Genomic DNA, 11,858 nt, shown 5'->3' on the forward strand with positions numbered 1-11,858 from the left:
CGTGGCGCTGAGCGACAAGGACCGCATCTTCACCAACCTCTACGGCATCCATCACTGGGGGCTGAAGGAGGCGCGGCGGCGCGGCAACTGGGACGGCACCGCCGGCATCATCGCCAAGGGGCGGGACTGGATCATCGAGGAGATGAAGCAGTCCGGCCTGCGCGGCCGTGGCGGCGCGGGCTTCCCCACCGGCATGAAGTGGAGCTTCATGCCGAAGTCCAACCCGGATGGCCGGCCGTCCTACCTCGTCGTGAACTGCGACGAGTCCGAGCCGGGCACCTGCAAGGACCGCGACATCGTCCGCAACGACCCGCACACGCTGATCGAGGGCTGCCTGCTGGCCGGCGTCGCCATGGGCGCGCATGCCGGCTACATCTACATCCGCGGCGAGTACTACAACGAGCACCTGGTTCTGCAGGCGGCGATCGACGAGGCGTACGAGGCCGGCCTGCTCGGCGCCAACGCGGCCGGCTCGGGCTGGGACTTCGACCTCTACGTCCATCGCGGCGCCGGCGCCTATATCTGCGGCGAAGAGACGGCGCTGATCGAGAGCCTCGAAGGCAAGAAGGGCATGCCGCGCCTGAAGCCGCCCTTCCCGGCGGCGGTGGGCCTTTATGGCTGCCCGACCACGGTGAACAACGTCGAGACCATCGCGGTGGTGCCGACCATCCTGCGCCGCGGTGCCTCCTGGTTCGCCTCCTTCGGCCGGCCGAAGAACAGCGGCACCAAGGTGTTCTGCATCCAGGGCCATGTGAACAAGCCCTGCAACGTGGAAGCCGAGATGAGCATCCCGATGCGGGAGCTGATCGAGCGCTATGCCGGCGGCGTGCGCGGGGGGTGGGACAACCTGCTCGCCGTCATCCCCGGCGGCTCCTCCACGCCGCTGCTGCCCAAGCACATCTGCGACGACGTGCTGATGGACTTCGATGCGCTGCGCGAGCACAAGACCGGCCTCGGCACGGCGGGCGTGATCGTGATGGACAAGTCCACCGACATCATCAAGGCGATCGCCCGCCTGGCGCAGTTCTACAAGCATGAGAGCTGCGGCCAGTGCACCCCCTGCCGCGAGGGCATGGGCTGGCAGAAGCGCCTGATGGACCGCATGGTCGAGGGCCGCGCCGAGATCGCCGAGATCGACGTGCTGGAAAGCGTGACGCGCCAGATCGAGGGGCACACCATCTGCGCCCTCGCCGATGGCGGCGTCTGGCCGGTGCAGGGCCTGATCCGGCACTTCCGTCCGCTGATGGAAGAGCGCATCCGGGAATACCACGCCAAAAAGAGCGGCGGCGCCATGCCGCTGGCCGCGGAGTAAGACCATGGCGAAGGTCACGATCGACGGCATCGAGGTCGAGGTCCCCAACGGGGCCACCGTCCTCCAGGCCTGCGAGGCGGCGGGAAAGGAGATCCCCCGCTTCTGCTATCATGAGCGGCTGAGCGTCGCCGGCAATTGCCGCATGTGCCTGGTCGAGGTGGAGAAGGCGCCGAAGCCGGTGGCCTCCTGCGCCTACCCCGTGGCGGACGGCATGAAGGTGTTCACGGACAGCGAGCTGGTCCGCAACGCCCGCCGCAACGTCATGGAATTCCTGCTGATCAACCACCCGCTGGATTGCCCGATCTGCGACCAGGGCGGCGAGTGCGACCTGCAGGACCAGGCGACGGCCTATGGCGGCCAGGGCGGCCGCTACCGCGAGCAGAAGCGCGCGGTGAAGGACAAGTATCTGGGCCCGCTGGTCAAGACCATCATGACCCGCTGCATCCAGTGCACCCGCTGCGTGCGCTTCGCGACCGAGGTCGCGGGCGTGCCGGAGCTGGGCGCCACCGGGCGCGGCGAGGACATGCAGATCGGCACCTATGTCGAGAAGGCGCTGACCACCGAGCTGTCGGGCAACCTGATCGACATCTGCCCGGTGGGCGCGCTGACCAGCCGCCCCTATGCCTTCGTCTCCCGCCCCTGGGAGCTGCGCAAGACGGACAGCGTGGACGTGCTGGACGCGGTCGGCGCCGCCATCCGCGTGGACACGCGCGGGCCCGAGGTGCTGCGCATCCTGCCGCGCACCAATGAGGACGTGAACGAGGAGTGGATGGCCGACCGTGGCCGCTTCTCCTTCGACGGCCTCAAGCGCAAGCGGCTGGACCGCCCCTGGATCCGGGTGGAGGGCAAGCTGCGCCCCGCGAGCTGGCAGGAGGCCTTCGGGCACATCGCCGCCCGGCTGAAGGGCATCCCCGGCCAGCGCCTCGGCGCCGTGGCCGGCGACCTGGTGGATGCCGAGAGCGCCTTCGCGCTGCGCGAGCTGATGATCGGCCTCGGCTCGGCCAATCTCGACTGCCGGCAGGACGGCGCGGCGATCGACGTCTCGCGCCGCGATCACTACCTGTTCAACTCGGGCATCGCCGGCATCGACGAGGCGGACGCCCTGCTGCTGATCGGCACCAACCCGCGCAAGGAAGCGCCGGTGCTGAACGCCCGCATCCGCAAGCGCTGGTCCTCGGGCGCGCTGAAGGTGGCGAGCATCGGCCCGGCCGGGCTCGACCTCACCTACAAGGCCGAGCATCTGGGGGAGGGGCCTGACGCCCTCGCGGCGCTGCGCGACGGGAGCAGCGCCTTCGCCGAGGTGTTGAAGGGCGCCAAGCGGCCGATGATCGTGCTGGGCCGCGCCGCCGTGGCGCGCCCCGACGGCGCGGCCATCCTGGCGGCGGCCTGGGCGCTGGCCGAGAGCGTCGGCGCGCTGACGCCCGAGTGGCACGGCTTCAACATGCTGCACCTGTTCGGCGGCCAAGTCGGCGCGCTCGATGCCGGCTTCGTGCCGGGCGAGGGCGGGCTGGACCTGGCCGGCATGCTGGGCGGCGGCGTGGACGCGCTGTGGCTGTTGGGCGCGGACGGCTTCGAGCCGGGGCTGATCCCCGCCGGCACCTTCGTCATCTACCAGGGCCACCATGGCGACCGGGCGGCGGCGCGGGCGGATGTCATCCTCCCCGGCGCGGCCTACACCGAGAAGGACGGCACCTACGTCAACACCGAGGGCCGGGTGCAGCGGGGCCGGATGGCCCTGCACCCGCCGGGCGAGGCGCGGGAGGACTGGCGCATCATCCGCGCCGCCGGCGCCGCGCTGGGCGTGGGCCTGGCCTTCGACACGCTGGACGCGCTGCGCGCCCGGATGGTGGCGGCGAACCCGGTCTTCGGCCTGGTCGATGGCCGCGTGGCCGATGGCTGCCACGACACGGCCGGGCCGAAGCTTGCGGCCGGCACGGCGCCGGAGGCCACCGCCTTCACGCTCGCGGTGACCGATTACTGGCAGGCGGATGCGATCAGCCGCGCCTCGGAAACGATGGCCGAGTGCAGCCGCATCTACAATGACGCCACGCCCCGGCTGGCGGCGGAGTAACGCGGCATGGACGCTTTCCTCGCATCCCCCATCGGCATCCTGGCGCTGACGGTCGCGCAGACCCTGGCGCTGCTGGTGCCGCTGCTGATCGCGGTGGCCTACCTCACCTATGCCGAGCGCAAGGTGATGGCGGCGATGCAGATGCGGAAGGGGCCGAACATGGTCGGCCCCTTCGGCCTTCTCCAGCCCTTCGCCGACGCGCTGAAGATGCTGCTGAAGGAGACCATCATCCCGTCCGGCGCCAACCGGGCGCTGTTCATCCTCGGCCCGATGCTGACGCTGATCCTGGCGCTCATCGCCTGGGCGGTGATCCCGGTGAACGATGGCTGGGCGATCGCCGACATCAATGTCGGCGTGCTCTACCTGCTGGCCATCTCCTCGCTCGGCGTCTACGGCATCGTCATCGCCGGCTGGGCCTCGAACTCGAAATACGCCTTCCTGGGCGCGCTGCGCTCGGCGGCGCAGATGGTCTCCTACGAGGTCTCCATGGGCCTCGTCATCGTGACCGTCCTGCTCTGCGTGGGCAGCCTGAACCTGAGCGAGATCGTGCGGGCGCAGAGCACGGTGTGGTTCGCCATCCCGCTCTTCCCGATGTTCGTCATCTTCTTCGTCTCGACGCTGGCCGAGACGAACCGCCCGCCCTTCGACCTCGCCGAGGGCGAGTCGGAGCTGGTGGCGGGCTTCATGGTGGAATACTCCTCCATGACCTACGCCCTGTTCTTCCTGGGCGAATACGCCAACATGATCCTCATGTCGGCCATGACCACCATCCTGTTCCTGGGTGGCTGGCTGCCGCCGATGGACATCGCGCCCTTCAACTGGGTGCCGGGGCCGATCTGGTTCATCCTGAAGATCTGCCTGTGCCTGTTCACCTTCATCTGGGTGCGCGCCACCTTCCCGCGCTACCGCTACGACCAGCTGATGCGCCTGGGGTGGAAGGTGTTCCTGCCCTTCAGCCTGGTCTGGCTGGTGCTGACGGCCTTCGTGCTGAAGCTGACGGGGTGGCTGCCGGCATGAACCGACCTGTTCCGCTGGCCCCTGTCGTGATGCCCCTTGTTGGAATGACGGGCGCGGGCTACCCCCGCGCGGCGAGGTGAGAGATGGCAACGCTTGACCGCGTGGCGCGCAGCCTGCTGCTGACCGAGCTGGCCTCGGGCATGGCGCTGACGCTGAAGTATTTCTTCAGCCCGAAATCGACGATCAGCTACCCCTTCGAGAAGACGGCGCTTTCTCCCCGCTTCAAGGGCGAGCACGCGCTGCGCCGCTATCCCAATGGCGAGGAGCGGTGCATCGCCTGCAAGCTGTGCGAGGCCATCTGCCCGGCCCTGGCCATCACCATCGAGGCCGAGCCGCGCGAGGATGGCAGCCGCCGCACCACGCGCTACGACATCGACATGACGAAGTGCATCTATTGCGGCATGTGCGAGGAAGCCTGCCCGGTCGATGCCATCGTCGAGGGGCCGAACTTCGAGTTCGCGACGGAGACGCGCGAGGAGCTGATCTACAACAAGGATCGGCTGCTCTCGAACGGCGACCGGTGGGAGCCGGAGCTCGCCAAGCGCCTCGAGCTCGACTCGTCCTACCGTTGAGTTCCGCGGCGAGGGGGGTCCGGTCCGTGCCACCCTCGCGGCTTTCCTTCACGGCCCCGTCCTCCTGCCAGGACGGCTCTCTCGGAACGGTGCCATGATGCTGCATCTGCACGCGGGCGGGCTGCGATGATCGCCGCACTCGCCTTCTATGTCTTCGCGGCCATCCTGATCGCGTCCGCGGTCATGGTGGTGACCAGCCGCAATCCCGTGCACAGCGTGCTGTTCCTGATCCTGGCGTTCTTCAACGCCGCGGCGCTGTTCCTGATCGCGGGGGCCGAGTTCCTGGCGATGATCCTGGTCATCGTCTATGTGGGCGCGGTTGCCGTGCTGTTCCTCTTCATCGTCATGATGCTGGACATCGACTTCAGCCGCATGCGGGAGGGGCTGCAGCGCTACGCGCCGATCGGCGCCGTGATCGGCGGCATCCTGTTCCTGGAGCTGCTCTTCGTGTTCGGCAGCTGGCAGTTCGCGCCGGACGCCACCACGCTGCGGCTGAACGCGACGCCGGGGCCGGAGGTGACCAACACCGAGGCGCTCGGCCGGCTGATCTACACGGACTACATCTACCTCTTCCAGGTGGCCGGCCTGATCCTGCTGGTCGCCATGATCGGCGCCATCGTGCTGACGCTGCGCGACAAGCCGGCCAACAGCAAGCGGCAGGACATCGCCGTGCAGGTGGCCCGCGCCGAGGCGGTGAAGCTCGCCAACCCGCCGGCCCGCGCCGGCCTCGGCCAGCTCGGCATCGTCCGCCGCCCGCTGCCGGAGGCGCCGAAGCCCAAGGCGGTCGGCCATGACGACCACCACGACCACCATGGCGGGGGGCACCACTGAGATGCTGACCATCGGCCTCGGCCACTACCTCACCGTGAGCGCGATCCTGTTCGTGCTCGGGGTGCTGGGCATCTTCCTCAACCGGAAGAACGTCATCGTCATCCTGATGTCGATCGAGCTGCTGCTGCTCTCGGTGAACCTGAACATGGTGGCCTTCTCCTCGGCCCTGCAGGACCTCACCGGGCAGGTCTTCGCGCTGTTCGTGCTCACCGTCGCCGCCGCGGAGGCCGCCATCGGGCTGGCCATCGTCGTCATCTACTTCCGCAACCGCGGCAGCATCGAGGTGGAGGACATCTCCACCCTGAAGGGTTAGGCGCATGTTTGTCGGTGCCGTCTTCTTCCCGCTGCTGGGCGCCACGATCGCCGGCTTCTTCGGCCGCTGGATCGGCGACCGCGCGGCGCAATGGGCGACCGTGCTCTGCATGGCGCTGGCCGCCGTCTGCGGCATTTCCAGCTTCATCCAGGTGGCCTTCGGCCATGCGCCGGCCACGGTCGAGATCGTGACCTGGCTCGATGTCGGCGGGCTGCAGCTCTCCTGGGCGCTGCGCTACGACACGCTGGCCGCCATGATGGTGGCCATGGTCACGCTGATCTCGACCATGATCCACCTCTACAGCGTGGGCTACATGTCGCACGACGCGACCATCCCGCGCTTCTTCGCCTATCTCTCGCTGTTCACCTTCATGATGCTCATGCTGGTGACCGCCGATAACCTGCTGCAGCTGTTCTTCGGCTGGGAGGGCGTCGGCCTCGCGAGCTACCTGCTGATCGGCTACTGGTATGAGCGCGAGAGCGCCAACCGCGCGGCAATGAAGGCCTTCATCGTCAACCGCGTGGGCGACCTCTTCTTCATGCTGGGCATGGGCCTGACCTTCTGGACCTTCGGCAGCATCGAGTTCGACACCATCTTCCAGGGCGTCGAGGCGGCGCGCCAGCTCACCTTCGCGGGCTATCCTGTGATCGAGGTGATCGGCCTGCTCTTCTTCCTGGGCGCCATGGGCAAGTCGGCGCAGATCGGCCTGCACACCTGGCTGCCGGACGCGATGGAAGGACCGACGCCCGTTTCCGCGCTGATCCACGCGGCCACCATGGTCACGGCGGGCGTGTTCCTGATGGCGCGCATGTCGCCGCTGATGGAATACGCGCCGAACGTGCTGGGCTTCATCACCGTCATCGGCGCGACCACGGCGCTGTTCGCGGCCAGCGTCGGCATGGTGCAGAACGACATCAAGCGGGTCATCGCCTATTCGACCTGCTCGCAGCTCGGCTACATGTTCTTCGCGGTGGGCGTCGGCGCCTATCAGGCCGCCGTCTTCCACCTCTTCACCCACGCCTTCTTCAAGGCGCTGCTCTTCCTGGGCGCGGGCTCCGTCATCCACGCCATGTCGGACGAGCAGGACATCCGCCGCATGGGCGGGATCTGGAAGAAGATCCCGGTCACCTATGCCATGTTCTGGATCGGCTCCCTGGCCCTGGCGGGCGTGCCCTACTTCGCCGGCTACTATTCCAAGGACATGATCCTGGAGGCCGCCTTCGCCGGCCATGGCTGGACGGCGGGCTACGCCTTCGCCTGCGGCATCGTCGCCGCGTTCCTGACCGCCTTCTACTCCTGGCGGCTGATCATCATGACCTTCCACGGCACCCCGCGCGCCGACCATCACACGATGGAGCACGTGCACGAGAGCCCGGCGGTCATGCTGGTGCCGCTGCTGGTGCTGGCGCTGGGCGCGCTGTTCACCGGCGCCTATTTCTACGAGGACTTCGTCGGCCACCACTGGGCCGAGTTCTGGAACGGCTCGATCGTCAACGCGCCGCACAACCACATCATGCACGAGGCGCACGAGGTCCCCTCCTGGGTGCCGCTGGCGCCGACGGTGGTGGGCGTGGCGGGCATCGCGCTGGCCTATGTGCTCTACATGTTCCTGCCCCACCTGCCGGGGCGGATCGCCGCCACGGTGCCGGGGCTGTACCGCTTCCTGCTGAACAAGTGGTACTTCGACGAGCTGTATGACCGCATCTTCGTCCGCCCCGCGCGCGCGCTGGCCGTGCAGCTCTGGAAGGTGGGCGACGTCAAGATCATCGACGGCATGCCGAACGGCGCCGCCAGCCTGACCGCGCAGGCTTCCAGCCGGGTGGTGAGGTTCCAGACGGGCCGGGTGGCGAACTACGCCTTCGCCATGATCATCGGCCTCGTCCTCTTCGTCAGCATCTTCCTCTTTGGGGTCGGCCGATGAACGCCGCGGGTTTTCCCCTGCTCTCGCTGCTCACCTTCCTGCCGCTGGTGGGCGCGGGCATCATCCTGTTCGTGCGCGGGGAGGAGGCGGTGGTCGCCTCCAACGCCCGCTGGACCGCGCTGTGGACCAGCCTGATCACCTTCGGGCTCTCGCTGATCCTGTGGTTCCAGTTCGACAAGAGCACGGCCGACTTCCAGTTCGTCGAGCAGATGAGCTGGATGCCGGAGTTCGGCCTCGGCTACCACATGGGCGTGGACGGCATCTCGGTGCTGTTCGTGCTGCTCTCCACGGCGCTGACCCCGCTCTGCATCCTCTCCTCCTGGGAGGCCATCCAGAGCCGGGTGCGCGAGTACATGATCGCCTTCCTCGTCCTCGAGACGATGATGGTCGGTATGTTCTCCTCGCTCGACGTGGTGATGTTCTACATCTTCTTCGAGGGCGTGCTGATCCCGATGTTCCTGATCATCGGGGTCTGGGGCGGCGCGCGGCGGGTCTATGCCGCCTACAAGCTGTTCCTCTACACGCTGCTCGGCTCGCTGCTGATGCTGCTGGCCATGCTGGTGCTGTGGTACCAGGCCGGCACCACCTCCATCCCGGCGCTCTTCGAGCTGACCATCGCGCCCAGCACCCAGGTCTGGCTGTTCCTGGCCTTCTTCGCCTCCTTCGCCGTGAAGGTGCCGATGTGGCCGGTGCACACCTGGCTGCCGGACGCCCATGTGGAGGCGCCCACCGCCGGCTCCGTCATCCTGGCGGGCGTGCTGCTGAAGATGGGCGCCTATGGCTTCCTGCGCTTCTCGCTGCCGCTGCTGCCGCAGGCCACCGAGTGGTTCGCGCCGCTGATGTTCGCGCTTTCCGTCATCGCCGTGGTCTACACCTCGCTGGTGGCGCTGGCGCAGGAGGACATGAAGAAGCTGATCGCCTATTCCTCGGTCGCCCATATGGGCATCGTGACGATCGGCATCTTCACCCTGAACCACCAGGGCATCTCGGGCGCGATCTTCCAGATGCTGAGCCACGGCGTCGTCTCCGGCGCGCTGTTCCTCTGCGTCGGCGTGCTCTACGACCGGGTCCACTCGCGCGAGATCGCTCGCTATGGCGGCGTCGCCAAGATCATGCCGGGCTACGCGCTGGTGTTCATGCTGTTCACCATGGGCTCCGTGGCGCTGCCCGGCACCGCCGGCTTCCCCGGCGAGTTCCTGGTCATCGTGGGCGCCTGGAACGCCAATCCCTGGGTCGCCTTCGGCGCCGCCCTCGGCATGATCCTGGGCGCCGCCTACATGCTCTACCTCTACCGCCGGGTCGTGTTCAGCAAGATCACCCGCGAGGACCTGAAGGCCCTGCTGGACCTCAGCCCGCGCGAATACGTGACCTTCGCGCCGCTGATCCTGCTGACGCTGTGGATGGGCATCTATCCGTCCTCCTTCCTTTCCTTCTTCGAGGCCAGCGTCGCGGCCCTCGTCTCGCGGCATGAGGCCGCGATGGCGTTGCCGCGCCTGGCCGGGATGTGACCGGCATGAACTGGACCCTCGTCCTCCCCGAGCTGGTGCTGGCGACCGCCGGTCTGGCCGCGCTGGTGGCCGGCGTGCTGCCGAGGCGCGACACCAGCTTCGCCATCAACATGGGCGTGTTCGGCGCCATGCTGCTGGCCGCCGTGCTGGTGCTGGCGCAGCCCGAGGGCACCGCCTTCGCCGGCCAGTACGTGTCGGACGACTTCACGCGATTCATGAAGCTGCTCGTGCTGGCGGGCGCCGCACTCGGCCTGCTCGTGGCGATGGACTGGAACGTCAAGGAAGGGCTGTCGAAGTTCGAGTTCCCGCTGCTGCTGCTGTTCAGCAGCCTGGGCATGATGGTCATGGTCTCGGCCAACGACCTCATTGCCCTGTATCTGGGCCTCGAGCTGCTCTCGCTGTCGCTCTACGTCATCGCCGCCTTCAACCGGGACAGCGAGCGCTCGGCCGAGGCGGGGCTGAAGTACTTCATCCTGGGCTCGCTGGCCTCCGGCCTGCTGCTCTACGGCGCGAGCCTCGTCTATGGCTTCGCCGGCTCCACCAACTTCGACCGCATCGCCGACGCGGTGGGCGCCACGGAAGGCGTGCCCTTCGGCCTGGTGGTCGGGCTGGTCTTCGTGCTGGCGGCCCTGGCCTTCAAGGTCTCGGCCGTGCCCTTCCACATGTGGACGCCCGACGTCTATGAGGGCGCGCCGACGCCGGTGACGGCCTTCTTCGCCTCCGCCCCCAAGGTCGCGGCCATCGCGCTGCTGACCCGTGTGGCGGCCGGCCCCTTCGGCGAGCTGGTGGACCAGTGGCAGCAGGTGCTGATCCTGGCCTCGCTGGGCTCCATGATCCTGGGCGCGCTCGCCGCCATCGGGCAGCGCAACATCAAGCGCCTGATGGCCTATTCCTCCATCGGCCATGTCGGCTACGCGCTGATGGGCCTGGCGGTGGGCAGCGACCTCGGCATTCGCGGCCTGCTGCTCTACATGGCCATCTATCTCTTCACCAATGTCGGCGCCTTCGCGGTGCTGGTGGCGATGCGCCGCAACGGCCGCGCCCTGGAGGGGATCGACGACCTCGCCGGCCTCGGCAAGTCCGACCCCGCCATGGCGCTCGCCATGACGGTGTTCATGCTTTCCATGGCGGGCATCCCGCCGCTGGCCGGCTTCTTCGGCAAGCTCTACGTCTTCCTGGCGGCGGTCTATGGCGGCTACTGGGTGCTGGCGGTGGTCGGCGTTCTGACCTCGGCCGTCTCCGCCTATTATTACCTGCGCGTCATCAAGGTGATGTATTTCGACGCAGGCGACGCCTTCGACGCGCGGCCGACGAGCATCTCCGTCGTGCTGGCGGGGACGGGGCTGTTCACCGTCTTCTTCTTCGCCTTCCCGGCGCCCTTCCTGGCCGCGGCGCAGGCGGCCGTGGCCGCGCTGGTGGGGTGAGGTGACGGGCGCCGCTCCCGCGTGGCGCCTGCGCGTCCATGACGAACTGGCCAGCACGCAGGATGGCGTGCTGGCCGCCGCCCTGGAGGGGGAGCCGGAGGGCCTCGCCATCCTCGCCCGTCGGCAGGTGGCAGGGCGCGGCACGCAGGGCCGGCACTGGCGCTCGCCGCCCGGCAATCTCTACCTCTCCTTCCTGCTGCGCCCCGAGGGGCTCGCGCGAGAATTGCCGCAATGGTCGTTGCTGATGGCGGTCGCCCTGGCCGACGCCCTGGCGCCGCTGCTGCCCGACCCGTCCCGGCTGCGGCTGAAATGGCCGAACGACCTGCTGCTGGACGGCGCCAAATGCGCCGGCATCCTGACGCAAGGGACGCCCGGAGAGGATGGGGGCATCGGCTGGCTGGCCTGCGGCATCGGGGTGAACCTCGCCGAGGCGCCGGTGCTGCCGGACCGCCCGACAGCCAGCCTCCGCCAGGCCGGCCTCGTGCCGCCGGAGCCCGTGGCCTTCGCCTGGTCGCTGCTGGCGGCGCTCGACCGCTGGCGCGAGCTCCAGGGGCGCCAGGGCTTCGCGCCCGTGCGGCTCGCCTGGATGGCACGGGGGCCGGCCCAGGGCAGCAGGCTGCGCCTGAACCGCCCTGAGGGCATTCTGGAGGGAACCTATGAGGGCCTCTCGCCCGAGGGGCGGCTTCTGCTGCGAACCGGTACGAGCCTCCAGGCCATCTCCTCAGGCGAGATAGTTCCTGTGCCACTGCCAACAGCCGGTTGAGCGGCCGCGCCGTCCGCAATCCGTGATCGGCATGGGCCCTGTTCGGCCGATGCAATCCGCCCCCTGCTGGGGTTATGTGAACGGCGTGAGACAGAGACAGGCGAGACTCCGGCATACCCGCTCTGC

Annotated in this window: 10 protein-coding genes; all 10 read left to right on the forward strand. The window is 68.3% G+C overall.

Annotated elements, in window-relative coordinates; genetic code table 11:
- Window position 1 precedes the first annotated feature (1 nt).
- The 10 genes from nuoF (at window position 2) to CR162_RS03195 (ending at window position 11,732) form a co-directional block, all read left to right on the forward strand.
- A complete protein-coding gene (nuoF, locus tag CR162_RS03150; RefSeq protein WP_099094078.1) occupies window positions 2–1,312 on the forward strand; it encodes an NADH-quinone oxidoreductase subunit NuoF in 1,311 nt (436 codons plus the stop codon).
- Window positions 1,313–1,316: 4 nt separating this feature from the next.
- Window positions 1,317–3,383 (forward strand): NADH-quinone oxidoreductase subunit NuoG, encoded by a 2,067-nt coding sequence (gene nuoG, locus CR162_RS03155; protein ID WP_099094079.1) that lies wholly within the window; start codon window positions 1,317–1,319, stop codon window positions 3,381–3,383.
- 6 nt (window positions 3,384–3,389) lie between these two features.
- Window positions 3,390–4,400, forward strand: a complete 1,011-nt coding sequence (gene nuoH / locus CR162_RS03160) for an NADH-quinone oxidoreductase subunit NuoH (RefSeq protein ID WP_099094080.1) — start codon at window positions 3,390–3,392, stop codon at window positions 4,398–4,400.
- Window positions 4,401–4,483: 83 nt separating this feature from the next.
- Complete coding sequence (nuoI, locus tag CR162_RS03165; RefSeq protein WP_099094081.1) at window positions 4,484–4,972, forward strand: NADH-quinone oxidoreductase subunit NuoI; 489 nt, start codon at window positions 4,484–4,486, stop codon at window positions 4,970–4,972.
- 126 nt (window positions 4,973–5,098) lie between these two features.
- Window positions 5,099–5,803 carry an NADH-quinone oxidoreductase subunit J gene (locus CR162_RS03170; RefSeq protein WP_099094082.1) on the forward strand — a complete coding sequence of 235 codons (705 nt, stop codon included), beginning with the start codon at window positions 5,099–5,101 and terminating at the stop codon, window positions 5,801–5,803.
- Between the two features lies 1 nt (window position 5,804).
- Window positions 5,805–6,116 carry an NADH-quinone oxidoreductase subunit NuoK gene (gene nuoK / locus CR162_RS03175; protein ID WP_099094294.1) on the forward strand — a complete coding sequence of 104 codons (312 nt, stop codon included), beginning with the start codon at window positions 5,805–5,807 and terminating at the stop codon, window positions 6,114–6,116.
- 4 nt (window positions 6,117–6,120) lie between these two features.
- A complete protein-coding gene (gene nuoL / locus CR162_RS03180) occupies window positions 6,121–8,037 on the forward strand; it encodes an NADH-quinone oxidoreductase subunit L (protein ID WP_099094083.1) in 1,917 nt (638 codons plus the stop codon).
- Window positions 8,034–9,545 (forward strand): NADH-quinone oxidoreductase subunit M, encoded by a 1,512-nt coding sequence (locus CR162_RS03185; RefSeq protein WP_099094084.1) that lies wholly within the window; start codon window positions 8,034–8,036, stop codon window positions 9,543–9,545. The genes nuoL and CR162_RS03185 overlap by 4 nt, the downstream gene beginning before the upstream one ends.
- 5 nt (window positions 9,546–9,550) lie before the next feature.
- Entirely contained in the window at window positions 9,551–10,969 is a 1,419-nt protein-coding gene (gene nuoN / locus CR162_RS03190) for an NADH-quinone oxidoreductase subunit NuoN (RefSeq protein ID WP_099094295.1), read from the forward strand.
- Between the two features lies 1 nt (window position 10,970).
- Window positions 10,971–11,732 (forward strand): biotin--[acetyl-CoA-carboxylase] ligase, encoded by a 762-nt coding sequence (locus tag CR162_RS03195; RefSeq protein WP_099094085.1) that lies wholly within the window; start codon window positions 10,971–10,973, stop codon window positions 11,730–11,732.
- The last annotated feature ends 126 nt before the right edge of the window (window positions 11,733–11,858 follow it).

The sequence above is a fragment of the Teichococcus rhizosphaerae genome, assembly GCF_002631185.1.
GTDB classification, from domain to species: Bacteria; Pseudomonadota; Alphaproteobacteria; order Acetobacterales; family Acetobacteraceae; genus Pseudoroseomonas; species Pseudoroseomonas rhizosphaerae.